The following is a 25122-nucleotide window of genomic DNA, read 5'->3' as shown; positions in this document are numbered from 1 at the left end:
ATGCTTGCTCGCGTCATCGCCACCTCGGTCGCCGCCCTTGCGCTCGCGGCCGCCGCCCAGCCCGCCGCCGCCCAGACCCGCATCGAAGTCGGCGGAGAGTCCGGCGCCACCCTCAACGAGCAGTCGCCCAAATTGGCGGACGGCAGCTACTATCAGTGCTGGGTGGTCGAGGCGCGCGGCCAGCCGATCACCATCGATCTGATGAGCGGCTTCTTCGACACCTTCCTCGTCGTCGGTACGGGAAGTGACTGCGGCGACAGCATGACCGCCATCGCCGCCGACGACGACAGCGGCAACAACACCAATGCCCAGATCAGCGGCACCTTCGATGTGCCGCGCCTGCTGATCCGCGCCAATGCCTTCAACGCGGGCGAGGGCGGCAACTACTGGATCAAGGTCACCGCCGGCCTGCCGGAGGTCGAGGAGCGCCTCGGCTCGATGGACGCCCTGCCGCAGGTCACCAGCGAATGGGGCACGGAAACCTATGTGTGTGCCGGCGCCTATCGGGCGATGGGTGAGCTGAAGCAGTATGTCGGCCGCTACGGCAATGTCGCCTCGATCGACTATGCGGCCCGGGACCGTCAGGTCTCCGGCCGGTTGAGCGCCGGTGAGGCCGGCTCGGCCGACTTCATGTCGAGCGCTCTTGCCCTGGAGGCCCTGAACGGCTTCATTGATGACAAGCCGCAGAACGTCGCCAGCTATCTCGAAACCGTGGCCGCCTGTGATCGCGCCTACGGCTTCAACCCGGTTACCCGCTATCGCTGACACCGTCAGGGCTCGTCAGTTACAGTCACGCTGACTTTGGCTAGGGTCGTTTCAGGAAGGGCGCGTCGGGCGCCCGGGCGGGAGCGACCCTCATGCGTATCGGAACCCTGATTTCAACCGGCCTGGCCACCCTGTTGGCCGCCTCTGCGCTTGCGGGCGCGGCCTCGGCCCAGAGCGCGATCCGCGTCGGCGAGCCCGTCAGGGGCACGCTGAGCGCCAGCGACCCCGTCATCGAGATCGATGGCAGCAGCTATGACTGCTACATCCTGTCGACCCGTGCGGGGCAATCCTACACCATCGATCTGACGTCCAGCGACTTCGACACCTTCATCGGCATGGGGCGGGGTCGGGCCTGCCAGCCGCCGGTCGAACAGACCAATGACGACATCAGCGAAGACAACGTCAATTCACGCCTGACTTTCACCTCCACGGGCGGCGATTACTTCATCCTCGCCAACAGCTATGAGGCCGGCGAAACCGGCGCCTATCGCCTGATCGTGACGGAAGGCCCCGCCTCTGGCGGGTCGTCGGGAGCCGCCTACGAAAACCTCACGCGCCCGACAGATCCGGAGGGGCGCTACGATTTTGACGTCACCTGCGCGGCCTTCGGGACGCTCGGCATGCTCGAACTCATGGAGAGCGAGATGAACGATGGCGAGCTCCAGCGGGTGCTCGAGGAGAACTACACCCTGCTGACGAATGCCGAGGCGTCCGGTGCCGCCCGCGGCAAGTCGGCCGAGGACGTCTCGAACGAGGTCGCGGACCTGGCGGCCGAAATCCTCATGGATCCCGACCTGGTCGCGGAACTTCCGCCTGTGGAGCTGCGGGCCGCCTGCCTGCGCGCCGCCGCAGCCTAGGCCGAGGGCAGCAGGCCCGGCACGAAATCGCGATAGCGGCCGGCGGTCACCCCGTCGGTCGCCCGCGCGATATCCGGCGCGAAATAGTGATCGGACGCATATTCCGGCGCCGCCTCGCGCACGAGGGCCCACGCCCGTTCCAGCGCGGGCGAGGACGTGAGCGGGCGGTGGAAGTCCAACCCTTGCGCGCCCGCCAGCAGCTCGATCCCGACCACGGTCGCCGTGTTCTGCGCCATGTCCAGCAGCCGCCGGGCCCCATGGGTCGCCATCGACACATGGTCCTCCTGATTGGCGCTGGTCGGCACGGTGTCGACGCTGGCCGGATGGGCGACCATGCGGTTCTCGGCCACCAGCGCCGCCGCCGTCACCTGGGCGATCATGAAGCCCGAGTTCAGCCCCGACTCCCGCACCAGAAAGGCGGGCAGGCCACTCATCTTGGGGTCGACGAGGACCGAGGTCCGCCGCTCCGACAGATTGCCGATCTCGCACAGGGCCATGGCCAGCTGGTCGGCGGCAAAGGCCACCGGCTCGGCGTGGAAGTTTCCGCCCGAGATCACGTCGCCATCCTCGACGAACACCAGCGGATTGTCGGTCACCGCATTGGCCTCGCGCTCCAGCGTCGTGGCCGAGGACCGCATCAGGTCCAGGATCGCGCCCATCACCTGCGGCTGGCAGCGCAGCGAATAGGGGTCCTGCACCTTGGAGCAGTCGGTCCGGTGGCTGTCCCGGATCGCCGACCCCGCCATCAGGTCGCGCAGCGTCTCCGCCACCGCCATCTGTCCCGGCTGGCCGCGCAGGGCGTGAATGCGGCCGTCGAACGGCGCATCCGACCCCTTCAGCGCATCGACCGACATGGCCCCGGCCACGAGGGCGGCGGCAAAGGCATCCTCGGTGGCGAACAGGCCGGTCAGGGCCAGCGCGGTCGAACACTGGGTTCCGTTCAGCAGGGCCAGACCCTCCTTGGGCCCCAGAGTCAGGGGCTGGAGCCCCGCCGTCGCCAGCGCCTCGGTCGCGGCCATCCGCTGGCCCTTCACCCGCGCCTCGCCGACGCCGAGCAGCAGGCAGCTCATATGGGCCAGCGGTGCCAGGTCCCCCGACGCCCCGACCGATCCCTTGGACGGCACGCACGGCAGCACATCGGCGGCCAGCAGGGCGATCAGCATCTCCAGCGTCTCGCGCCGGATGCCCGAGGCCCCGCGCGACAGGCTGGCGACCTTGAGCACGATCATCAGCCGCACGACCCGGTCTTCCAGATCCGGCCCCACGCCACAGGCGTGGCTCAGCACCAGATTGCGCTGCAGCGTCTCCAGGTCCTCCGACTTGATCGAGGTGTTGGCCAGAAGGCCGAAGCCGGTGTTCACGCCATAGACCGTGCGTCCCTCGGCCACGATGGCGGCCACTGTGGCGGCACCCCGGTCGACCGCATTCCATGCGGCGTCGGTCAGCGACAGGGTGACGGGTCCGTCCAGCACGGCGCGCAGTTGCGCGAGGGTGAGAGGGGATTGTCCAAGAGTGATCGACACCATGGTCAGCCCTCCAGCGACGGCAGGTTCAGGCCGTGTTCGCGGGCCGCGTCCTTCGCAATTTCATAGCCCGCATCGGCGTGGCGCATGACGCCGGTGGCCGGGTCATTCCACAGCACGCGTTCGAGGCGTCGGGCGGCGTCGGGCGTGCCGTCGGCGACGATCACCACGCCCGAGTGCTGGGAATAGCCCATGCCGACCCCGCCGCCGTGGTGCAGAGACACCCAGCTGGCGCCCGAGGCCGTGTTCAGCAGGGCGTTCAGCAGGGGCCAGTCGGACACGGCGTCCGACCCGTCCTTCATGGCCTCGGTCTCGCGGTTGGGGCTGGCGACCGAGCCCGAGTCCAGATGGTCCCGGCCGATCACGATGGGCGCGCTCAGCTCGCCCGAGGCCACCATCTCGTTGAACATCAGGCCGGCCCTGTGCCGGTCGCCCAGCCCGATCCAGCAGATGCGCGCCGGCAGGCCCTGGAAGGCAATGCGCTCGCCAGCCATGTCCAGCCAGCGGTGCAGGCCCGCATTGTCCGGGAACAGCCGCTTCATCGCCGCGTCCGTCTTGCGGATATCCTCGGGGTCCCCCGACAGGGCTGCCCAGCGGAACGGGCCGATGCCGCGACAGAACAGCGGGCGGATATAGGCGGGCACAAAGCCGGGGAAGGCAAAGGCGTCCTCGACCCCTTCGTCAAAGGCCACCTGGCGGATGTTGTTGCCGTAGTCGGTGGTCGGCACGCCCATGCGGTGAAAGTCCAGCATGGCCTTCACATGGGTGGCCATGGAGGCCCGGGCCGCCGTCTCGACCGCAGCCGGATCGCTGACCCGCTTCGTCTCCCAGTCGCCGACCGTCCAGCCCGAGGGCAGATAGCCGTTGACCGGGTCGTGGGCGCTGGTCTGGTCCGTCACCAGATCCGGGCGCACTCCGCGACGCACCATCTCCGGCAGCAGGTCGGCGGCATTGCCCACGAGGCCGATCGAGGTCGGCTTGCCGTCCTTCAGCGACTGCTCCAGCAGGGCCAGCGCCTCGTCCAGCGTCTCGGCCATGACGTCGAGGTAGCGGGTGCGCAGGCGGAACTCGATCCGGCTGCGCTGGCATTCGATAGCGATGCAGGAGGCGCCCGCCATGGTCGCGGCCAGCGGCTGGGCCCCGCCCATGCCCCCCAGTCCGGCGGTCAGGATCCATTTGCCGGACCAGTCGCCGTCATGGTGCTGGCGCCCGGCCTCCATGAAGGTCTCATAGGTACCCTGCACGATGCCCTGGGTGCCGATGTAGATCCACGAGCCGGCGGTCATCTGGCCGTACATGGCCAGCCCCTTGCGATCCAGTTCGTTGAAATGCTCCCAGGTCGCCCATTTGGGCACGAGGTTCGAGTTGGCGATCAGCACGCGAGGCGCATCGGCATGGGTGCGGAACACCCCGACCGGCTTGCCCGACTGGACCAGCAGGGTCTCGTCCTCGGCCAGGGTCTTCAGTTCGGCGACGATCCGGTCGAACGACGGCCAGTCACGCGCGGCCTTGCCGATCCCGCCATAGACGACCAGGTCCTCCGGCCGCTCGGCGACGTCGGGGTCCACATTGTTCATCAGCATGCGCAGGGCGGCTTCCGCGGCCCAGGTCCGGGCGGTGCGTTCGGGGCCGCGCGGACTGCGGATCGTGCGGGTGTTCGAGATCGGTTGAGTCGTCATGGTCCCGTCTCTACGGTCCCGTCCATGACGATGGAAGACTCAGAGGCCCTTGGCTGGCGGTCGGTCGCCGACCTGATCGGCGATCACCCTGATGCGGCGGTCGCCTTGATCGGGGCGCCCCTCAACGAGCGCTCGCTGACGCCGGGCCGGTGCGATCTGGGACCGCGCGCCTTCCGCGCCGTCCTGCCGCGCTTCTCGACCTATGATGTCGAGACAGGCCATGTCCTCGAAACCCCTGTCCACGACGCGGGCGATGTCGCGCTCAAGGCCCTGGCCCCGGATGCCGCTTTTGCTCCGTTGCGCGATGCGGTGCAGGCCGAGGCGCATCGGCGGCTGATCGTCATCGTCGGCGGCAATAATGCGGTCACCCGGCCGGGCGTGCGGGGGCTGGGCCTTCCCGGCACGGCGCTCCTGACCCTCGATGCCCATTTCGACCTGCGCGACACCGATCAGGGGCTGACCAACGGCAATCCGGTTCAGGCCCTGCTCGACGACGGCATGGACGGCAGCCTCATCAGCCAGGTCGGCCTCGCCCCCTTCGCCAATACCAAGAAGGCCCATGACAAGGCGATGGCCGCCGGCATTTCGGTGCGCACGGCGGGCGACTGCCACCGCCAGGGCCTTGTCGCCGTCGTGGCCGAGGAACTGGAGCGCCTCGCCGCCCGCGCGGACCGCATCTATGTCGATGTCGACATCGACGTCATCGACCGCAGCCAGTGGCCCGCCAGCCCCGGGGCGCGGCCCGGTGGGGTGGGCGTTCACGCCTTCTTCGAGGCCACCCGCCTGATCGGATCGCACCCGAAGGTCCGCGCCGTCGACCTCACCGAATACGACCCCTCGCTCGAGGTCGGTGATCTGGGCTCGCTCACCGTGGGGCGCTGGTTCTGCGAACTGCTGGCCGGGTTCGAGGCCCGATGAAGGTCGATTGCCTGATCACCGACTGCCGCCTCGCCACCATGGTCCCGGGCGGGGAGCCCTATGGCGCCATCGACGACGGCGCCATCCTGATCCGCGACGGCCAGATCGTCTGGGTCGGGCCCCGCGCCGACCTGCCGGAGCATGAGGCCGCGCACACCGACCGACTGGGCGGTCGCTGGGTCACGCCGGGCCTGATCGACTGTCACACCCATCTGGTCTTTGCCGGCGACCGCTCGGCCGAATACGAGCGGCGCCTGACCGGCGTGCCCTATGCCCAGATCGCGCGCGAGGGCGGCGGCATCGCCTCGACCGTCCGGGCCACGCGCGCGGCCGATGCGGCCACCCTGACCACCCACGCCCTCGACCGGCTGAAGGCCCTGACCGCCAGCGGCGTCACGACCGTCGAGATCAAATCGGGCTATGGCCTCGATGCCGAGAGCGAGCTGCGCATGCTGCGCGTCGCCCGGGGTCTGGAGCAGGCGGGCGGGGTCCGCGTCCGCACCACCTTCCTCGGCCTTCACGCCATTCCGCCCGAGTTTGCCGATCGCCGCGCGGCCTATGTCGATCTGATGGTCGATCAGGTCCTGCCCGCCGCCCATGCCGAGGGTCTGGTCGATGCCGTCGACGCCTATCTGGAACCCATAGCCTTCACGGGGGAGGAGGTCTCCCGCCTGTTCGACAAGGCGCGCGCCCTCGGCCTGCCGGTCAAGCTGCACGCCGACCAGCTCGGCGACGGGGGAGGGGCCGCACTCGCCGCCCGCCACCACGCCCTGTCGGCCGACCATGTCGAATATGTTTCGGACGAGGGCGTTCAGGCCATGGCCGAGGCCGGCGTCGTGGCTGTCCTGCTGCCCGGCGCCTTCGTCATGCTGGACGAGACGCAGCTGCCGCCGGTCCAGGCCTTCCGCGACGCCGGGGTGGCCATGGCTGTCGCCACCGACTGCAATCCGGGTACCTCGCCGATGGCGTCGCTGACGCTCGGCATGGCGCTGGCCTGCATGAAGTTCCGCCTGACGCCCGAGGAGGCGCTCGCCGGCACCACCCGCCATGCCGCCCGCGCGCTCGGCATCGCCGATCAGGTCGGCACGCTCGAAACCGGCAAGGCCGCCGATCTGGCGGTATGGGACATCAACGGTCCCGGTGAGCTGTCCTACTGGCTGGGCAAGCCCCTGCTCAACCGCCGCTACCTCGGCGGGAAACTTGCAACGCGAGATTGATAGGGTTGGTTGAATCGCGCTAAGGTTCTTCTTCAGGAGAGCCTCCGTGTGCCAGCCGTCCGACCCGACCGATCTTCCCGCCTCAGCCCCGCCGCGCCGTCATGAGGGCGTGCTCATCGGCCTGCTGGCCGTCCTCATCCTGCTGCAGGCCGTCGTCCTGCTCACGACCCTGACCGGCTGAGGCCCTTCTGTCCGCCGCCGTTTCGCCCTAGGTCAGGACGTCAGCGGACGGAGGCGGCATGGCGCGCGACACATGGGATGCAGTGGTGCTGGGCGGCGGCCACAATGGTCTGGTGTGCGCCTTCTATATGGCCCGCGCCGGGCTCAAGGTCCGCGTGCTGGAGCGGCGCTCGGTCGTGGGCGGGGCGGCGGTCACCGAGGAATTCCATCCCGGCTATCGCAACTCGACGGCCAGCTACACCGTCAGCCTGCTCAATCCCCGGGTCATCGCCGATATGCAGCTGTCGCGCCACGGCCTCCGCGTCGTCGAGCGGCGCATGTCGAACTTCCTGCCCCTGCCGGACGGCCACAGCCTGTCGGCGGGCGAGGGCGGTCTGACGGCGCGCGAGGTGGCCCGCTTTTCACAGCGCGACGCGGCCCGCCTCGACGACTACGGCCGCCGTCTGGACGCCGTGGCCGATGTGCTGCGCGACCAGATCCTGAAGGCCCCGCCCAACCTCACCCCCGGTCTGGATCAGGCCAGTCTCGGCCCGGCGCTGGCGGCAGGCGCCCTCGGCCTGCGCGTCAAGCAGCTGGACCAGACCACCCAGCGCGACCTGATCGACCTGTTCACCCGCTCGGCCGGGGAATGGCTGGACGGCTGGTTCGAGAGCGACCCGATCAAGGCCCTGTTCGGCTTCGACAGCGTCGTCGGCGCCTACGGCAGCCCCTGGACACCGGGTTCGGCCTATGTGCTGCTGCACCACGTCTTCGGCGAGGTGAACGGCAAGCGCGGCGCCTGGGGTCATGCGATCGGCGGCATGGGCACGATCACCCAGGCCATGGCGGCCGCCTGCGCCGAGGCCGGGGTCGACATCACCCTCGATGCCCCGGTGGCCGAGGTCCTGATCGAAAAGGGCCGGGCCGTCGGCGCCGTCACCGAAGCGGGAGAGGTCGTCCGCGCCCGGACCGTGGTGTCCAACCTCCATCCCCGGCTGTTGTTCGACCGGCTGGTGGACCCCGCCGTCGTGCCGGCGGATTTCCGCGAGCGCATGGACCGCCACGTCTCGGGCTCGGGCACCTTCCGGATGAATCTGGCGCTGGATCGCCTGCCGCGCTTCACCGCCCGGCCAGAGCCCGGCGATCACCTGACGGCGGGCATCATCATCGCCCCCAGCCTCGCCTATATGGACCGCGCCTGGCTGGACGCGCGCCAGCACGGCTGGTCCCGGCAGCCCATCGTCGAAATGCTGATCCCCTCGACCCTCGACGACAGTCTGGCGCCCGAAGGCCATCACGTCGCCAGCCTGTTCTGCCAGCATGTCGCTCCGGATCTGGCCGACGACCACAGGGATACGGTCGCCGACCTGATGATCGACACGGTGGACGCCCATGCCCCCGGCTTCCGTCAGTCCGTGGTCGGACGCCTGGCCCTTGGGCCGCGCGATCTGGAGCGGCGCTTCGGTCTGATCGGCGGCGACATCTTCCATGGCCGGCTTAGCCTCGACCAGCTGTTCAGCGCCCGGCCGGTCCTCGGCCATGCCGACTATCGCATGCCGGTGCCGGGCCTCTATCTATGCGGGTCGGGGGCGCACCCCGGTGGCGGTGTGACGGGGGCGCCCGGCCACAACGCGGCCCGCGCGGTCATCCGGGATATCAGGCGGTCGTGACGCCCAGCGCCTGCATCAGGGCCTGCTGGATCATCGGCTCGGTATAGGGCTTTTGCAGACTGGGATGGGTCTCCCATCCCTCCGCCAGGCCGCCCTGGCCATAGCCGGTGGAAAAGACCATCGGAATGCCCTTGGCCTTCAACAGCTCGGCGACGGGATAGACCGTCTGGCCGGCGACATTCACGTCCAGCAGGGCGGCGTCGGGCAGGTCATCCCCCGACAGCATCTCGACCGCTTCCGGTACGCGCGAGGCGGTTCCGAACAGGACGCAGCCCATGTCTTCCAGCATGGTCTCCAGCAGCATGGCGACCAGCGACTCGTCCTCGACGATCAGGATCCTGCGTCCTGCCAGACCGGGGATACTCATGACGCGCGGCGCTCCAGCGGAAAGGTGAGACGGAAAACCAGTCCGCCATCGGAATAGTCCAGGCTGCATTGTCCCGCCAGATCATGACGCACATTGCGCTCGATCAGGCGACTGCCGAAGCCGCGATGTTCGGGGGTCGTGACCTTCGGGCCGTCCAGCTCCTGCCAGACCAGGGTCACCTCGTCGTTTTCCAGGGCCCAGTCGACCAGCACCCGCCCGTCGCCGGACGTCAGGGCGCCATGCTTGGCCGCATTGGTGGCCAGCTCATGGAAGATCATGCCCAGCGACAGGGCCTGGGCCGGCTCAAGGGCCACGGACGGACCGTTGGGCAGGATCCGGGTCAGCCCGTGGGCCTCGGTCTCGTGCCTCAGCACCTCGGCCAGGTCCGCCCCCTCCCAGTGACTGCGGGTCAGCAGATTGTGCGTATGCGACAGGGCCATCAGCCTGGCCTGGAATCCCTCGGCGAAGGCGCGCGGCTCGCCATGGGAGCGCGCGGTCTGCATGGCGATCGACTGGACCGTGGCCAGGGTGTTCTTCACCCGGTGGTTCAGCTCGTCGATCATCAGCTTCTGCCGGTTGCCCGCCAGAACGACATCGGTGACGTCGTGGCCCTGCACGAACACGCCGGCCACCTCGCCGTCGCTGTCCTTCAGGGGTTGATAGACAAAGTCGAGATAGTGGGTCCGCAGGGATCCCCCCGGGCCGCTGCTCAACTGCACCGGCATGGCCCGGCCCTCAAAGGCCGTGCCCGTCTCCCGCACCTGCTTCAGCAGGTCGAGAAAGCCCTGCGAGGGAATCTCGGGCAGGGCCTCGACCAGCGGCCTGCCGGTCAGGTCGCGACGTCCCACGAGGGCGGCATAGGCCTCATTGTGCATCTGGAAGACGAAATCCGGCCCGGTCAGCACGGCGATGAACCCGGGCGCCTGCATGAAGATATCCAGCAGGCGGTTGCGCTCGGATTGCAGGCGCAGGTTGTCACTCTGCAGATGTTCGGCGCGGGCCAGCACATTGCTGCTCAGCAGGTCGGCGACGGCGACCGAGTCCCTGGCGCCCGACACGCGCTTGCGCAGGTTCTGCAGTTCCGTGATGTCGGTGGTGTGCTGAAGGATGTAGACGATCTCGCCCGCCCCGTCGCGGATGGGCGTGTGGGTGGCACTCCAGTAGCGGTCCTCGATGCGCGGTTGGCCGTCCGGCCCCTTGATCTCGATCGGATAGTGGATCAGTGCCAGGTGGTCGGGTTCCCCCGTCTGGAGCACCCGTTCGAACGAGTTCTTGAGTTGGCGAACGTTTTCCCGCGCCTGCTCCGACTGGCCGCCGGCATCGAAAATCTCGAAAAGATTGTTGCCGATCAGCTCCGAACGGCTGCGCCCGACAGCGTCGAGATACGCCTGGTTCATACCGGCGTAGCGGAAATCGGTGGTCAGCATGGTGTAGGGGTTGGGCGAGGCATCAAAGGCCCGGGCCATGTCCCGTGCCATCCCTTCCCCTAAATCCAGATGCCTCAAATTCCGGCTCCCCCCTCGACGAGCCGTCGAAACGCACCATAAAGACACCGGTTCCCGACGTCTGTGAAGGGACGAATTTGCGGCACCCCGCGCGCCCCGCCATGGTGAGCTCATGTTGATTTCCGCTCTGATGTCTCTCGCCATGGTGCTCACCCCCATGCCCGATCCCACCGGTACCGTTCAGCTGGAGCAGGGCCAGGTCCGCGGCGTGGTCGAGGATCAGGTCGTGGCCTTCAAGGGCCTGCCCTATGCGGCGCCCCCGGTCGGCGACAGGCGCTGGCGTCCCCCCGCTGCCCCGGCGTCGTGGGACGGCGTCCGCGACGCCTCGGACTATGGCGCCATCTGCATCCAGCCGCCGTCCAACGGCGACCCAGGCGTCGGCCCCCTGCCGATGAGCGAGAATTGCCTGACCCTCAATGTCTGGACCCCGGTCGAGCGCGCCGGACCGCTGCCGGTCATGGTCTGGATCCACGGCGGCGGCTACAACAACGGCTCGGGCACGGCCGCCCTCTATGACGGCACGGCGCTGGCGCAACGGGGCGTCGTGGTCGTCACGATCAATTACCGGCTGGGGCGACTGGGATTCTTCGACCATCCGGCGCTGGCCGAGGGCCGCGCCGCCGACGAGCCCGCGGGCAACTATGGCGTCATGGACCAGATCGCGGCGCTGGAATGGGTGCGCGACAATATCGCGGCCCTGGGCGGTGATCCCGACAATGTGACGATCTTCGGCGAGTCGGCGGGCGGGGCGGCGGTCACCCAGCTGATGATCGCGCCGTCGGCACGCGGCCTGTTCCACAAGGCGGTGGTGCAGTCGGGTCTGGGCCGCCAGCGGTCGGCCCTGCTGGACCTCGACCGCCCGGGCCGTCCGTCGGCCCGGTCGCTCGGCCAGACCTTTGCGCGCAGCGCCGGTCTTGATGGACCGGTGACCGCCGACCAGCTCCGGGCCCTCCCGTCTGAAGCATTCCTCAAGCCGATGCCCGCCTTCTATTCCGACAATCTGATCGTCGACGGCATCGTCCTGACCGAGGATGTCATCCAGGCCTTCACTGCCGGCCGACAGGCGCCGGTCCCGCTCATGATGGGCACCAACAGCGCCGAATTCTGGTGGATCCGGCCGACCGACGCCGGGGCCTATGGTCGCACCGACGATGCCCTCACCGATGGCGAGCACGACGCCCTGCTGGCTGCCTACGACGGTCCGGACGGCTATGACGCCCACGTCGTCAGCGACCTGATCTTCAACGAGCCGGTCCGCCAGCTGGCACGCCTCCATGCGGCAGCGGGCCATCCGACCTACCTCTACCGGTTCGACGTCGTGCCGGACTCCAACCCCGAGCCCAGCGGCGGCGCGACCCACGCGTCCGAGCGCCCCTACGTCTTCCAGACCCTGTCCACCGTGGGCCGCCCCCTCGGCCGGCGGGACTATGATGCCTCCGACGCCATGGCCGGCTACTGGACCCGATTTGCCGGGTCCGGGGACCCGAACGGCGCGGGCGCGCCGGCCTGGCCTGACTATCGCGCGGAACCCGATCACCTGCTGGAGTTCACCAATGACGGACCCGTGGCGCGGCCTGTGCCCCACGCCGACCGGCTGGACCTGATCGAGGCCTTCTACGCCCGGGTGCGCCCGCTTCCCTGACCGCCGCCCCGGCGCTGTGGCAAAAAAGGGGCACTTGCGCGGCTTATGTTTGCTGTGCCATGTAACCGATTACACGATTTGACCGACGAACCTCGGCAAGGGGTCGGCACGGCTGGATCGTCCAGGGAGCCCTGAAACCGTGACGTTCAATCGATGTCCATCGCTGACCCGCGAGGCCGGAAAATGAAACCGGCTACAATTCGCGATGTCGCCCGTCATGCCCAGGTGTCCGTCGCCTCCGTCTCGCGCGCCCTGAACGGCTCGGACACGGTCACGGAACAGACCCGCAAGCGAATCCTGATGTCGGCCGAGGCCCTGCAATACGTGCCCCACAGTGGCGCCCGCAGCCTGTCGACCAGCAAGACCAACACCCTCGGCATCATCCTGCCGGATCTGTACGGCGAGTTCTTCTCCGAGCTGATCCGCGGCATGGACCTGGCCGCGCGCGAGCACGGCTATCACCTGATCGTCTCGGGCTCGCACGACGACGCCGACGGGGCGGCCACCGCCATTCGCTCGATGCGCGGTCGCGTCGACGGGCTGGTGGTCCTGTCGCCCCAGATCGACTCGGCCAATCTGGCCACGGCCATGACCGGCCGCCTGCCCGTGGTGCTTATGAACGGCGGCGCGGCCGATGCGACCCGTCCCTCGATCGTCGTCGACAACCACGGCGGCGCCCGCACGGCGGTGCAGCACCTGCTGGACGGCGGCTGCCGCGACATCGCCCATATCGCCGGTCCGGCCGGCAACCTCGAGGCCGAGGCCCGTCTGGCCGGCTATCTCGAGGCCATGGCCGGGGCGGGGCTGGAGCCGCATGTGGTCGAGGGCGACTTCAACCAGGGCTCGGGCCATGAATCGGCCCAGGCGCTGATGAAGGCCGAGCGCCGCTTCGACGGTGTGTTCTGCGGCAATGACATGATGGCCATCGGCGCCCTGCTGGCCTTCCAGGAGGCGGGCGTCCGCTGTCCCGAGGACGTCGCCGTCGTCGGCTTCGACGATGTGCCGATCGCCGCCCTCGTCAGGCCCGGCCTGACCACCCTTCGCATTCGTATCGCCGAGACCGGTCGCCGCGCCCTGCAGCGGCTGGTCTCGCAGATCCAGGCTGCCCACGCCGGTCGCGTGTCCGATCCGGACCCGACCTGCGAGGTCGTGCGGCCTGAGCTCGTAATCCGTTCGTCCACCCGGGCGACGGCCTCAACCACGCGCGCGACGGACGGGCGGCCGTCGGGCGTGACCGCTTCCGCTCAGGGGGAAAACCAGGATGGCTAAAATGAACATTCGATATCTGGGGGCGGCCTCCGTCCTCGCCATGGCCGTGTCGCTGGGCATGGCCGGAACGGCGTCGGCCCAGGTGGCCACGTCCACGATCCGCGGTGAAGTGACCGACAGCGGGGCCGGCGAAGCCGGCGCCACGGTTGTCGCCCGCGATGTGGCCTCGGGCTTCACCAGCCGCACCACGGCCAATGCCAACGGCGGCTACGTGCTGTCGGGCCTGCGCCCCGGCACCTATGAGATCACCGTCACCACCGCCGAGGGCGAGACCGCCAGCGACGTGGTCACCATCGGCGTCGGCCAGGTCGGCGATCTGGATCTGGACGTCGGCGGCACCGTCACGGCGGCCGGCACCAGCGTCGACGACATCGTGGTCGTCGGTCGTCGCCTGCCCGAGGTCCGCACGCCGGAGAACGCGACCAACGTCACGACCCAGCAGATCGAGACCCTGCCCCAGATCAACCGCAACTTCCTGAACTTCGCCGCCCTGGCCCCGGGCGTGCGGGTCTCGGTCAACGAGCAGGAGCAGACCATCACCGCCGGCGGTCAGCGCGCCGAGTCGGTCAACGCCTTCATCGACGGCGCCAGCCTCAAGTCGAACGTCATCGCCGGCGGCATCATCGGCCAGGACGACAGCCGCGGTAACCCGTTCCCGCAGGCCGGCATCCAGGAGTTCCGCGTCGTCAGCCAGAACTTCAAGGCGGAATACGAACAGGCCTCCTCGGCCATTATCACGGCCGTCACCCGGTCGGGGACCAATGAGTTCGAAGGCGAGATCTTCGGCCTGTACCGGGATGAGAGCATGATCGAGCGCGGCGCGTTCGACAATCCGTCCAACCCGAAACCCGACCTCAGCGTCGAGCAGTGGGGTGTGGCCTTTGGCGGGCCGATCATCCGGGATCGCCTGCACTTCTTCGGCACCTATGAGCGCAAGGACGAGAACCGCGCGGCCAACGTCACCCTCGGTCGCCGTGACCCCCGCTTCCTCGCCCAGTTCGGCCAGTACGAAGGCACCTTCGCCGCGCCGTTCGAGGAAGACCTGTTCTTCGGCAAGCTGAGCTGGCAGCCGACGGAGGGCCACCTCGTGGACTGGAGCGTCACCTATCGGGACGAGGTCGACATCCGCGATTTCGGCGAAGCCAACACCTATGACCGGGCCATCAACCTCGCCCAGAGCACCCTGACCAGCAACCTGCGCTGGCAATGGCAGGGCTCGGGCTTCCTGAACGAGTTTGCGGTCGATTACCGGGATTACAATTACAACCCGGGCGCCCTGAACTTTTCGGACGTCGGCGAGACCTACCGCCTGTTCGAGAACGACACCAACCCGAACCTGCCCGGCTTCCAGCCCGACTATTTCGGCGGTACCACCATCGTCAACCTGGGGGGTCGCGACAGCACCCAGGACATCCACGACCGGGCCTTCACCATCCGCAATGACCTGACCTTCGATCAGCTGGAACTCAACGGCTTCCATACGGTCAAGGTGGGCGCCAAGGTGTCACTCCAGAACTACGAGGTCCTGAAGCAGTTCGGCCGCAACCCTCAGTTCTACTATGACGTCGACGGTCTCCCCGAGCTCAGCGGCTCGACCACCGTTCCGTACCGCGTTGAACTGGGCCGCGCCTTCCCGAACGTGGATCTCGATAACACGGTCGTCGGCCTGTATGTCCAGGACGACTGGCGGATCACTGACCAGCTGGAAATCAACCTCGGCCTGCGCTGGGACTATGAATCCAACTCGAACAACAAGGACTATGTCACCCCGGCCGGCGTGATCGCGGGTCTGGACCAGTGGATCGCCTCGACGGATGGCGGCAAGCCGGCGGGATATGCACCCAGCTGGTTCGACCGCAGCGAGTACATCTCGACCGGTGACAATCGTGATCCGTTCACGGGCGCCTTCCAGCCGCGTATCGGCTTCTCTTACGATGTGTTCGGGGACCGTGGCACGGTCATCTTCGGCGGCGTCGGCCGGTACTATGACCGGATAAACTTCAACTTCTCGTACGACGAGATCGTCAAGCCGTTCGACATCCGCCAGAACGTGTTCTTCAGCACGACGGGCGGTGCGCTGGGCGTGGCCACCGGTTCGGCCGGCGACCCGATCCTGTGGCAGGAATCCTACCGCACGGCGGCCGGCCTGGACCCCGTGTTCCAGACCATTCAGGGCAAGGGTGAGGTCTTCCTGCTCAAGAACGACTGGGAGCCGCCGCGGACCGACCAGTTCAACCTGGGTATCCGCCAGCGCGTCGGCGACTGGCAGACCGAGTTCACCCTGGCCTACGGCAAGACCGAGAACGAGTTCACCTGGCAGTACCTGACCCGCTGCCGCGAACCCGCGTTCGGCAATGACGACGGCGGCTACGGGGACAACGGCGGCTTCTGTGGACCGGGTGCAGCCAACCCCTATCGCGGCTACTTCGTCTCGGATCACAACAAGGAGCGCGAGTTCACCGCCCTCTACGTCAAGCTGGACAAGCCCTACACGCGGGACTCCGGCTGGGGTGTGAACCTGGCCTACACCTGGTCTGACGCGACCCAGAACGGCGGCAATGATGCCTTCTGCTTCGATTGCTTCAGCGTCGAGACCTCGCCGACCCGACCCTCGGCCAACGACGAGGAACATCGCATTGTCGCCAACGGCATCGTCGACCTGCCGTGGGACTTCCAGCTGTCGGGCATCCTGACGCTGGGATCGGGCACGCCCTTCAACGTGTACGACAGCTCGGGCTCGCGCTTCTACTTCCGCCCGTATGGCGGCCGTCCGGAGAAGTACAGCTTCATCATTCCGAACGCCTTCGCCTACCGGAACCTGGACCTGCGCCTGACGCGGGACTTCGGCCTCCCCAACGGTTCGGAGCTGTCGGTGTTCGTGGACGCCATCAACGTCTTCAACTTCGACAACTTCACGAACTTCGACGGGGGCACGGGTTCGGCGACCAACCCCAATCCGAACTTTGGACAGCCGGGCGCAGTTCTGTTCCCGACCCGGACCTTCCAGTTCGGCGCGCGCTACAAGTTCTGATCTCCTGAGCCTGGGGCCGCCTTCACATGCGTGGAGGCGGCCCCTCTTTTTTGTGTTTTCGGGTTTGACCCGACAGTCGCGTAAGGTGTGATCATGGATCGCAGACGGTTTCTTCTGGCTTCGGTGGCGGGTGCGGGTCTTGTGGGCCTTGCCGCCTGTGGGCGCGGTCAGGACGAAGCGGTCGCCACGCCGGTCACTCTGGATGCCGATGTCGAGGAGCTGCAAAAGCGCACCTTCGACTGGTTCCGCCACGTCACCGATCCGCGCACCGGCCTGACGCCGGATCGCTGGCCCACCCCTTCATTTTCCTCGGTCGCGGCCGTCGGCTTTGCCCTGACCTGCTGGCCGGTCGGGGTCGAGCGCGGCTGGATGACGCGCGAGGAAGCCCGCGACATCACGCTTACGACCCTCCGCTTTTTCCACGACGCCCCCCAGGGGCCCGCGGCGACCGGCGTGACCGGCTACAAGGGCTTCTTCTACCACTTCCTCGACATGGAGACCGGCCACCGCTTCGGCACGACCGAGCTGTCGACCGTCGACACCGCCCTGCTGCTGGGCGGCATGCTGTTCGCCGCCCGCTATTTCGACGGCTCCGACGCGGGCGAGACTGAAATCCGCGAGAAGGCCCAGGCCATCTACGACCGCGTCGAATGGGACTGGGTCGAGGTCCGCCCCCGTCGCATCAGCATGGGCTGGCACCCCGAGACCGGCTTCATCGAGGCCGACTGGCATGTCTACAACGAGGGCATGATCGTCCTGCTGATGGCGCTGGGCAGCCAGACCCACCCTGTCGGCCCCGAGGTCTGGCAGGAATGGTGCTCGGTCTATGACCGCAGCTGGACCGAGGATTACGGCCCCGCCCACCTGCACTTCCCGCCCATGTTCGGGCACCAGTACAGCCACATGTTCATCGACTTCCGCGGCATCCGCGACGCCTGGATGCGCGACAAGTCGGCCGAGATCGGCGATTTCGACTATTTCCAGAACAGCGTCCGGGCCGCCGAGGGCCAGCAGTTCTACGCCCGCACCAACCCCATGGGCTGGGTCGGCTATGACGACGAGGTCTGGGGCCTGACCGCCTGCGACGGACCGGGCGACTTCAAACAGGCCATCGACGGCCGCGAACGCGAGTTCTTCAGCTATTCGGCGCGCGGTCCGGGCGACCGCGACGACGGCACCATCGCCCCCACGGCGGCCATGGCCTCCATGCCCTTCGCCCCGGATGCCGTGACGACCTGCCTCAAGGCGATGAAGGCCCGCTATGGCGATGCCCTCTATACCCAGTGGGGCTTCCTCGACTCGTTCAACCCGACCCTGACCACGCGTGACGGCGACCTGCTGCACGGCAAGATCGTGCCGGATGTGGGCTGGGTCGACGGCGACTATCTGGGCATCGACCAGGGACCGATCGTCATCATGATCGAGAACCATCGCACCCAGCTGGTCTGGAACCACATGCACGGTGAGCCGAACCTGATCCGGGGCCTGCAGCGCGCCGGCTTCCAGGGCGGCTGGCTGGACCGCACCGCATGACGCCTTTCCGGCCCGACCGCAGGACGGCACTGGGCTGGCTGGCCGGATCGACCGCAGCACTGGCAACCGGTGCCTGCAGCGGGCGCAACGACGGTCGCGTTCACCTGACCTTCTGGGCCATGGGCGCCGAGGGCACCGCCGTACCCCAGCTGGTGCCCGAGTTCGAGCGCCGCAATCCGGGCATTTCTGTCGAGGTGCAGGCCGTGCCCTGGACCGCCGCCCACCAGAAGCTGCTGACCGCCTATGCGGGCGACTCGCTTCCGGACATCAGCCAGATCGGCAACACCTGGGTGTCGGAAATGGCGGCCATCGGGGCCCTGTCCGCCACGCCGGATTTCGCGTCCGACCTGCTGGACGACCAGTTCCAGGCCGTGCTCGAGACCAACCGCATCGACGGCCAGGCCATGGCCACGCCCTGGTATGTCGACACCCGGCTGCTGTTCTGCCGCACCGACCTGCTGGGACAGGCGGGCTATGACGCCGTGCCGGACACCTGGGCCGAATGGAAGCGCGCCATGCACGGCATCAAGCGCGTGGCGGGCGAGGGCAACTACGCCATCCTGCTTCCGGTCAACGAGTTCGAGCAGCTGCTGACCTTCGGGCTGCAGGCGGATGAACCCCTGCTGCGCGACCAGGCGACCCGCGGAAACTTCTCCAGCCCCGGATTCATCGCCGCGCTGGCCTTCTACAAGAGCCTGTTCGATGAAGGCCTGGCCCCGCTGGTGTCCGCGACCCAGATCTCGAACGTCTGGACCGAATTCCAGCGCGGCTATTTCAGCTTCTACTTCTCGGGACCGTGGTCGATCGGCGACTTCCGTCGGCGACTGCCGCCCGAGACCCAGTGGGCCACGGCCGGCATTCCCGGGCCGGACGGTCCGGGGGCCTCGGCGCCGGGCGGATCGTCGCTGGCCGTCTTCCGCTCCAGCCGCAATCCGGACGCCGCCTGGGCCTGGGTGCGCTACCTGCTCGAGCCCGACACCCAGGTCAGGTTCAATCAGATTACAGGCAGCCTGCCGGCGCGGCAGAGTGCCTGGGACGCGCCGAAACTGGCCTCGGATCCGATGATCCAGCCCTTCAAGGCCCAGCTGGCGCGCGCCGAGGCCGTGCCCAAGGCCCCTGAGTGGGAGCGGATCGTGACCGAGATGCAGATCGTCGCCGAACGCATGGTGCGCGGGGAGTTCACGCCCGAAACCGCCGCCGCCGAGATCGACCGCCGCGCCGACCGCCTGCTCGAGAAGCGCCGCTGGATGCTGGACCGGGGAGGGGTCTCATGACCATGCAGACCGTCACCGCGCCCGCCGCCTCGCGTGAGGCTGCCCGCGCGCCCCGCCGTTCGGACCAGCGCCGTCGCACCCGCGCGGCCTGGGGCTTTGTCGCCCCGTCGCTGATCGCCATCGGCCTGTTCTTCGTCATTCCGATGGTCTCGGCCCTGCTGCTCAGCCTGACCGACTTCGACATCTATGCCTTGGCCGATCTGGGCAATCTGCGCTTCGTCGGGCTAGACAACTACCAGAACCTGCTGGGCAATCCCCTGTTCTGGGGCGCCATGAAGAACACCGTCTGGTTCAGCGTGCTGGGGGTGCCGCTGACGCTGGCCGTGTCGCTGGCGGCCGCCGTCATCCTGAACGCCCGGATGGTGCTGTGGCGCCCGATCTGGCGGGTGATGTTCTTTGCCCCCTATGTCACCACCCTGGTCGCCACGGCGGTGCTCTGGAACTATCTGCTGCACACCCGCTACGGCGTGATCAACTGGGGTCTGACCTCGGTCGGCCTGCCGGCCGTCGACTGGCTGGGCCAGCCCTCGACCTCCATCCCGGCCATCCTGATGTTCGTGGTGTGGAAGACCTTCGGCTACAACATGCTGATCTTCCTGGCCGTGCTCCAGACCGTCCCGGACGAGCTCTACGAGGCCGCCCGCATCGACGGCGCCGGCCCGTGGAAACAGTTCCGGCACGTCACCCTGCCGGCCATCGGCCCGACCCTGCTGCTGGTCAGCATCATCTCGGTCGCCGCCTTCTTCCAGCTGTTCGCCGAGCCCTATGTGATGACGCAAGGGGGCCCCGCCCAGTCGACCGTGACCGTCCTCTACTTCATGTACGAGGAAGGCTTCAAATGGTGGAACCTCGGCTCCGCCTCGGCCGTCGCCTTCATCCTGTTCCTGTGCATCTTCGCCATCACCCTGATCCAGCTGTGGGTGTCGAAGCGTCTGGGGGCCAACGAATGAAGTTCAAGCCCCGCGTCATCGCCCTGAACCTGGCCGTCGCCTTCATCGCCCTGATGGTGCTGTTCCCGCTGGCCTGGATGGTCTCGGTCAGCTTCATGCAGACGGGCGAGGCCGCCAACTTCCCGCCGCCGCTCCTGCCCGAGAGCTGGACTCTCGAACACTACCGCACCCTGTTCGTGACCCAGGGCATGGGCCGCTATCTGTGGAACAGCTTTGCGCTGGCGACCCTCGCCACCCTCCTCGCGCTCGGCTTCACCGTGCCGGCCGGCTATGCCTTCGCCAAGCTGAAGTTCGCCGGCCGCGACCGCCTGTTCCAGCTGCTGATCGGCGCCCTGGTCATCCCGGCCCAGATCGGCACCCTGCCGCTGTTCCTGATGCTCAAGGGGATGGGGCTGGTGAACACCTATGCCGGTGCGCTGGTGCCCTGGCTGGCCTCCATCTTCGGTCTCTTCCTCGTGCGCCAGTACGCCCTGTCGATCCCCGACGAAATGCTCGAGGCCGCCCGCGTCGACGGCGCGACCGAGGGCCAGATCTTCCGCCGCGTGGTCCTGCCGACCATGCAGCCGATCATCGTCACGCTCGGCCTGTTCGTCTTCCTCGGCAGCTGGAACGACTTCCTCTGGCCGCTGATCATCCTGACCGACCAGTCCAACTACACCCTGCCCGTCGCGCTGGCCGCCATGTCGCGCGAGCATGTGCAGGACATCGAAATGATGATGGCCGGATCGGTCATCACCGTCGCCCCCGTGCTGATCCTCTTCCTCGCGCTCCAGCGCTACTACATCCGGGGAATGCTGGCCGGCAGCGTCAAGGGCTGAGACAACAGGAGTGCCCATGTCCATGATCCGGAACACCCTGCTGGGCCTTGCCGCCTGCTTCGCCCTGGCCACCCCCGCAGTGGCGCAGGACACCCGCGTGCTCGACGCCTTCGAGACCACCGGCGCCTGGCAGGCCGACGCCTCGACCGACGTCTCTTCCGCGATCCGCACCGTGCCGGGCCGCGAGGGTCAGGCGCTGCGCCTCGACTTCGATTTCAACGGCCGCGCCGGCTATGCGTTTGCCGCGCGCGAGATCGATTTCTCCCTGCCTGAAAACTACGAGATCAGCTTCTGGGTGCGCGGCGTCGGCCCGCTCAACACCTTCGAGGTCAAGTTCACCGACGCGGAGAACGAGAACGTCTGGTGGCGCCAGACCACCCGCTATGACTTCCCCGACGACTGGACCCTGTTCACCATCAAGCGCCGTCAGGTGACCAAGGCCTGGGGCCCGGGCGAGGATCCGGTCCTGCGTCAGGCGGAGCGGATGGAGTTCGTGGTGGTGGCCGCCGAGGGCGGGTCCGGCCATATCGAGATCGACCAGCTGACCCTGCGCGAACTGCCGCCCGAGCCCGCCGTGCCGCCGCGCCCGCTGGCGTCGGCGACGTCCGAGGCCGAGGGCTTTTCCGCCGCCAACGCCGTCGACGGCGATCCCTCCACCGTCTGGCGCACCGTCGACGGCGGCTTCCAGAACCTGACCCTCGACCTCGGCTATGAGCGCGAGTTCGGCGGCCTGACCCTGCGCTGGCAGGAGGACGGCTGGGCCGACCGCTATCGTATCGACATCTCCAACGACGGGACCGACTGGACCTTCCTGACCCAGGTCGACTACGGCGACGGCGGCACCGACTGGCTGCGCCTGCCCGAGACCTCGGCCCGCTACATCCAGCTGCAGCTGCTCGACGGCATGCCGACCTATGGCCTCGCCGAGGTCGAGATCGAGCCGCTCGCTTTCGGCGCAGACCAGACCGCCTTCATCACGGCCGTGGCCTCGGAATCGCGGCGCGGCCTCTACCCCCGCGGCTTCCATGGCGAACAGCCGTACTGGACCCTCGTCGGGGTCGACGGCGGCGGCGAGAGCGGCCTGATGGGCGAGGACGGCGCCATCGAGCTGCGCCGCGGCGGCCCCTCGATCGAACCCTTCCTGCTGGAAGACGGCCGCCTGACCACCTGGGCCGACGTTAACATCACCCAGGGGCTGCGCGACGACGACCTGCCCATGCCCTGGGTCCAGTGGCAGGCCGACGGCCTGACGCTCAAGATCGAGGCCTTCGCCGACGGCACGCCCGAGGCCTCCCGCCTGTTCGGCCGCTACCATCTGACCAACACCTCGGACCGTGCGCGGACCGTCACCCTGGCCCTGATGGCGCGCCCCTATCAGGTCAATGGTCCGAAGCAGTTCCTCGCCGTCCCCGGCGGCGTCGGCCCCATCGTCCAGATCGACTGGACCGGGGGCGAACTGGTGCTGAATGACGAAACCCGCGTGCGTCCGCTGGTGATGCCCGACGCGGTCGCCGCCTCCCTCTTCGCGTCGGGTGCCGATCCCCACAGCCTGCTGACCGAACCGGATCGTCGCCAGCCGGTGGACGAGCGTCTGGTGGAATCCGATGACGGCCTGATGGCCGGCGCCCTGTTCTACGAGGTCACCCTCCAGCCCGGCGAAACCCGCCAGTTCGGCTGGATGCTGCCCATGGCCGGTGTCCCCGATCCCCTGCCGGTCACCGGCTCGGTCGAGGCCGCTCTGGATGCCGTCCAGGACCGCGTCGCCGCCGACTGGCGCGCGAAGATCGACCGCGTCGACCTGATCCTGCCGCCCCAGGCCCAGCAGGTCGAGGATGTGCTGAAATCCTCGCTGGCCCACATACTGATGTCGCGCCAGGGGCCGATCCTCCAGCCCGGCACCCGCTCCTACAACCGGTCCTGGATCCGCGACGGCGCCATGATCGCCGAAGGGCTGAACCGCCTCGGCCATGCCGACATCTCGGCCGACTATCTGCGCTGGTTCGCCCCCTATGTGTTCGACAACGGCAAGGTGCCGTGCTGCGTCGACGCACGCGGCGCCGACCCGGTGCCCGAGAATGACAGCCACGGCGAGTTCGTCTTCCTCGCCGCCGAAGTCTATCGCTACACCGGCGACCGCGCCCTGCTGCGCGACGTCTGGCCCCAGGTCGAGGGCGCCATCGCCTATATGGACGAACTGCGCGCCGCGACCCGCACCGCGGAGTACCAGACCGCCGAGACGCGCCACCTCTACGGCCTGCTGCCGCCGACCATCAGCCACGAGGGCTATTCCGACAAACCGGCCTATTCCTACTGGGACGACTTCTGGGGTCTGGTCGGCTACCGCGATGCCGTCTTCATCGCCGATGTGCTGGGCGAAGACGCGGCCGAGGCCCGCTTCGCCGCCGGCCGCGACCAGTTCAGCGCCGACATCGCCAAGGCCATCGTCGCCACCGCTGCCTTCCATGACATCGACTGGATCGCGGGCGCGGCCGACCGGGGCGATTTCGACGCCACCTCGACCACCATCGGCCTGTCGCCCGGCGGGCTGATCGACGTCCTGCCGCAGGACCTGCTGCGCCGGACCTTCGATCTCTACTGGCTGAATTTCGAGGCGCGTCGCACCGGCGACTGGACCCCCCTGATGGCCGAGGACTGGGAGCCCCGGCCCGGTTGGGGCGATTACACCCCCTATGAGCTGCGCTCGGTCGGCGCCTTCGTGCGGCTGGGCCAGCGCGACCGCGCCATCTCCGCCCTCGACTACTTCTTCGGCGACCTGCGCCCGCAGGCCTGGAACGGCTGGGCCGAGGTGGTCGGTCGCGACAAGCGTGAGCCGCGCTTCATCGGCGACATGCCCCACGCCTGGATCAGCTCCGACTACATCCGTTCGGCGCTGGACCTGTTCGTCCACGAGCGCGACCGCGACCACGCCCTGGTGCTGGCCGCCGGCATCCCGCTGGACTGGATCAACACGGAGGAGGGCGTCGGCATCCGCAATCTGCGCACCCCCTGGGGGCCCGTCAGCTGGCACCTGCGGCAGGCGGGCAGGGGCTATGTCCTCGACCTCGACACAACGGCCACGCCGCCCGGCGGCTTCGTCCTCGCCTGGCCCGAAGGCAGCCCGGTCCGCTCCGCCCGCATCGACGGCCGCCCCGTCGACTGGTCCGGCGGCCCGCTCCCCATCCCCCCCGGCACCCGCCGCGTGGAACTGCGGTAGGGCGACACCCGTCTCCTCCCCATCGGTGATGGGGAGGGGGACCCTGCGAAGCCTTGGCGAAGCAGGGTGGAGGGGCTCTTCACCGCACCCCAACCCTCAAGAACCCCTCCGTCACGTCGGCTTCGCCGCCGCGCCACCTCCCCAACTTCGTCAGGGAGGAGACGGGTGTTGCGATGACCGCCCCCGAATTCCCCCGCCCTTTCAACACCCTTTCCGTTTCCCGACCCGACTTTCCCGCCTCAGGCCGGGACCGTGCAAACCTCTCCCCGTCTCCGTCGCAGGAGAGGCGCCTCGGGACCCAGGCACTGAAGCGGCGGCGGGGGCCGGTCGAGCGGGATTGCCCGGGGCGAAACCCCGGGGTCCGGGGCGTTTCTGGACGCTCCGCCCGTCGCGGGCCGAGAGACTGGGGCCTGCTGTCGAACCGGGACAGGCGAGGTCGGGACCGCAAGCTTTTCGGCGCCCCGACTCCCGGCTGAAGAGACAGTCCCCCCAGGCGCTCGCGTGAACCGACCGGGGCGGCGCCAGGCTTGGGGCCGAAAATCACACACGCTCCCTGCGGCGAAAGCACGGGAGCACACGGTTCCGGGCCCCCGGCCCACGCGCCGCCCGCCTCTCCATACCCTCTGCCTGCCGGGCGAGAGGCGCTTTCGCTCATCTCCTCCCCCATCGTGATGGGGAGGGGACCGCCGACCCGAAGGGCAGCGCGAAGCCTGAAGGTGGTGGAGGGGGCA

General features: G+C 68.3%; 18 protein-coding genes. 14 read left to right on the top strand and 4 right to left on the bottom strand.

The features are described 5' to 3' along the window. The gene (locus tag J7346_RS01520) at positions 1–765 is read left to right on the top strand and encodes a hypothetical protein (RefSeq protein WP_209117046.1); all 765 of its coding nucleotides are present in this window, start codon (positions 1–3) and stop codon (positions 763–765) included. A gap of 92 nt (positions 766–857) precedes the next feature. Further along, a complete protein-coding gene (locus J7346_RS01515) occupies positions 858–1622 on the top strand; it encodes a hypothetical protein (protein ID WP_209117044.1) in 765 nt (254 codons plus the stop codon). Here J7346_RS01515 and hutH read toward each other — a convergent pair. Together hutH and hutU are read right to left on the bottom strand one after the other, a co-directional pair. Then, positions 1619–3148: a histidine ammonia-lyase gene (gene hutH / locus J7346_RS01510; protein WP_209117042.1), complete on the bottom strand. Its 1530-nt coding sequence runs from the start codon at positions 3146–3148 to the stop codon at positions 1619–1621. The two genes, J7346_RS01515 and hutH, sit on opposite strands and share 4 nt — an antisense overlap. A 2-nt stretch (positions 3149–3150) precedes the next feature. Further along, positions 3151–4824, bottom strand: a complete 1674-nt coding sequence (hutU, locus tag J7346_RS01505; RefSeq protein ID WP_209117041.1) for a urocanate hydratase — start codon at positions 4822–4824, stop codon at positions 3151–3153. A 24-nt stretch (positions 4825–4848) separates the two neighbouring features. Between hutU and J7346_RS01500 the strand changes: the two genes are divergently transcribed. Genes J7346_RS01500 through J7346_RS01490 form a run of 4 tightly spaced genes read left to right on the top strand, consistent with a single transcriptional unit; the run spans position 4849 to position 8788 of the window. Next, positions 4849–5742 carry an arginase family protein gene (locus J7346_RS01500; protein WP_209117039.1) on the top strand — a complete coding sequence of 298 codons (894 nt, stop codon included), beginning with the start codon at positions 4849–4851 and terminating at the stop codon, positions 5740–5742. Further along, on the top strand, positions 5739–6959 hold the full coding sequence (gene hutI, locus J7346_RS01495) for an imidazolonepropionase (protein WP_209117037.1): 1221 nt from the start codon (positions 5739–5741) through the stop codon (positions 6957–6959). The genes J7346_RS01500 and hutI overlap by 4 nt, the downstream gene beginning before the upstream one ends. 46 nt (positions 6960–7005) lie before the next feature. After that, entirely contained in the window at positions 7006–7140 is a 135-nt protein-coding gene (locus J7346_RS15100; protein WP_280636436.1) for a hypothetical protein, read from the top strand. Between the two features lie 58 nt (positions 7141–7198). Continuing rightward, on the top strand, positions 7199–8788 hold the full coding sequence (locus J7346_RS01490) for an NAD(P)/FAD-dependent oxidoreductase (RefSeq protein WP_209117035.1): 1590 nt from the start codon (positions 7199–7201) through the stop codon (positions 8786–8788). On the opposite strand, the gene J7346_RS01485 is transcribed toward J7346_RS01490, so the two are convergent. Continuing rightward, positions 8775–9155 (bottom strand): response regulator, encoded by a 381-nt coding sequence (locus J7346_RS01485; RefSeq protein WP_209117033.1) that lies wholly within the window; start codon positions 9153–9155, stop codon positions 8775–8777. The two genes, J7346_RS01490 and J7346_RS01485, sit on opposite strands and share 14 nt — an antisense overlap. Continuing rightward, positions 9152–10633 (bottom strand): PAS domain-containing protein, encoded by a 1482-nt coding sequence (locus tag J7346_RS01480; RefSeq protein ID WP_245157544.1) that lies wholly within the window; start codon positions 10631–10633, stop codon positions 9152–9154. Before J7346_RS01480 ends, J7346_RS01485 begins: the two co-directional genes overlap by 4 nt. Positions 10634–10772: 139 nt before the next feature. Here J7346_RS01480 and J7346_RS01475 point away from each other — a divergent pair, with 139 nt between their 5' ends. The 8 genes from J7346_RS01475 to J7346_RS01440 all read left to right on the top strand — a co-directional run bounded on the left by J7346_RS01475 (position 10773) and on the right by J7346_RS01440 (position 24391). After that, positions 10773–12302 carry a carboxylesterase family protein gene (locus J7346_RS01475; protein WP_209117031.1) on the top strand — a complete coding sequence of 510 codons (1530 nt, stop codon included), beginning with the start codon at positions 10773–10775 and terminating at the stop codon, positions 12300–12302. A gap of 183 nt (positions 12303–12485) precedes the next feature. After that, positions 12486–13571 (top strand): LacI family DNA-binding transcriptional regulator, encoded by a 1086-nt coding sequence (locus tag J7346_RS01470; RefSeq protein ID WP_209117029.1) that lies wholly within the window; start codon positions 12486–12488, stop codon positions 13569–13571. A gap of 1 nt (position 13572) precedes the next feature. Further along, complete coding sequence (locus J7346_RS01465) at positions 13573–16602, top strand: carboxypeptidase regulatory-like domain-containing protein (RefSeq protein WP_245157543.1); 3030 nt, start codon at positions 13573–13575, stop codon at positions 16600–16602. A 93-nt stretch (positions 16603–16695) separates the two neighbouring features. Further along, complete coding sequence (locus J7346_RS01460) at positions 16696–18135, top strand: glucoamylase family protein (protein WP_209117025.1); 1440 nt, start codon at positions 16696–16698, stop codon at positions 18133–18135. Continuing rightward, the gene (locus J7346_RS01455; RefSeq protein ID WP_209117023.1) at positions 18132–19409 is read left to right on the top strand and encodes a sugar ABC transporter substrate-binding protein; all 1278 of its coding nucleotides are present in this window, start codon (positions 18132–18134) and stop codon (positions 19407–19409) included. The genes J7346_RS01460 and J7346_RS01455 overlap by 4 nt, the downstream gene beginning before the upstream one ends. Further along, the gene (locus J7346_RS01450; RefSeq protein WP_245157542.1) at positions 19406–20359 is read left to right on the top strand and encodes a sugar ABC transporter permease; all 954 of its coding nucleotides are present in this window, start codon (positions 19406–19408) and stop codon (positions 20357–20359) included. The genes J7346_RS01455 and J7346_RS01450 overlap by 4 nt, the downstream gene beginning before the upstream one ends. Next, positions 20356–21177 carry a carbohydrate ABC transporter permease gene (locus J7346_RS01445; RefSeq protein WP_209117021.1) on the top strand — a complete coding sequence of 274 codons (822 nt, stop codon included), beginning with the start codon at positions 20356–20358 and terminating at the stop codon, positions 21175–21177. Before J7346_RS01450 ends, J7346_RS01445 begins: the two co-directional genes overlap by 4 nt. Before the next feature lie 16 nt (positions 21178–21193). After that, complete coding sequence (locus tag J7346_RS01440) at positions 21194–24391, top strand: discoidin domain-containing protein (RefSeq protein ID WP_245157541.1); 3198 nt, start codon at positions 21194–21196, stop codon at positions 24389–24391. Positions 24392–25122: the final 731 nt, after the last annotated feature.

Origin of the sequence: Brevundimonas sp. A19_0 (assembly GCF_017744255.1) — a bacterium.
Classification (GTDB): Bacteria; Pseudomonadota; Alphaproteobacteria; order Caulobacterales; family Caulobacteraceae; genus Brevundimonas.
This window is presented reverse-complemented; position numbering and strand designations above follow the sequence as displayed.

Excerpts from the sequence above, each read along its gene's own strand:
- J7346_RS01520 (WP_209117046.1), top strand. The coding sequence starts at position 1 with ATGCTTGCTCGCGTCATCGCCACCTCGGTCGCCGCCCTTGCGCTCGCG.
- J7346_RS01515 (WP_209117044.1), top strand. The coding sequence starts at position 858 with ATGCGTATCGGAACCCTGATTTCAACCGGCCTGGCCACCCTGTTGGCC.
- hutH (WP_209117042.1), bottom strand. The coding sequence starts at position 3,148 with ATGGTGTCGATCACTCTTGGACAATCCCCTCTCACCCTCGCGCAACTG.
- hutU (WP_209117041.1), bottom strand. The coding sequence starts at position 4,824 with ATGACGACTCAACCGATCTCGAACACCCGCACGATCCGCAGTCCGCGC.
- J7346_RS01500 (WP_209117039.1), top strand. The coding sequence starts at position 4,849 with ATGACGATGGAAGACTCAGAGGCCCTTGGCTGGCGGTCGGTCGCCGAC.
- hutI (WP_209117037.1), top strand. The coding sequence starts at position 5,739 with ATGAAGGTCGATTGCCTGATCACCGACTGCCGCCTCGCCACCATGGTC.
- J7346_RS01490 (WP_209117035.1), top strand. The coding sequence starts at position 7,199 with ATGGCGCGCGACACATGGGATGCAGTGGTGCTGGGCGGCGGCCACAAT.
- J7346_RS01485 (WP_209117033.1), bottom strand. The coding sequence starts at position 9,155 with ATGAGTATCCCCGGTCTGGCAGGACGCAGGATCCTGATCGTCGAGGAC.
- J7346_RS01480 (WP_245157544.1), bottom strand. The coding sequence starts at position 10,633 with ATGGCACGGGACATGGCCCGGGCCTTTGATGCCTCGCCCAACCCCTAC.
- J7346_RS01475 (WP_209117031.1), top strand. The coding sequence starts at position 10,773 with ATGTTGATTTCCGCTCTGATGTCTCTCGCCATGGTGCTCACCCCCATG.
- J7346_RS01470 (WP_209117029.1), top strand. The coding sequence starts at position 12,486 with ATGAAACCGGCTACAATTCGCGATGTCGCCCGTCATGCCCAGGTGTCC.
- J7346_RS01465 (WP_245157543.1), top strand. The coding sequence starts at position 13,573 with ATGAACATTCGATATCTGGGGGCGGCCTCCGTCCTCGCCATGGCCGTG.
- J7346_RS01460 (WP_209117025.1), top strand. The coding sequence starts at position 16,696 with ATGGATCGCAGACGGTTTCTTCTGGCTTCGGTGGCGGGTGCGGGTCTT.
- J7346_RS01455 (WP_209117023.1), top strand. The coding sequence starts at position 18,132 with ATGACGCCTTTCCGGCCCGACCGCAGGACGGCACTGGGCTGGCTGGCC.
- J7346_RS01450 (WP_245157542.1), top strand. The coding sequence starts at position 19,406 with ATGACCATGCAGACCGTCACCGCGCCCGCCGCCTCGCGTGAGGCTGCC.
- J7346_RS01445 (WP_209117021.1), top strand. The coding sequence starts at position 20,356 with ATGAAGTTCAAGCCCCGCGTCATCGCCCTGAACCTGGCCGTCGCCTTC.
- J7346_RS01440 (WP_245157541.1), top strand. The coding sequence starts at position 21,194 with ATGTCCATGATCCGGAACACCCTGCTGGGCCTTGCCGCCTGCTTCGCC.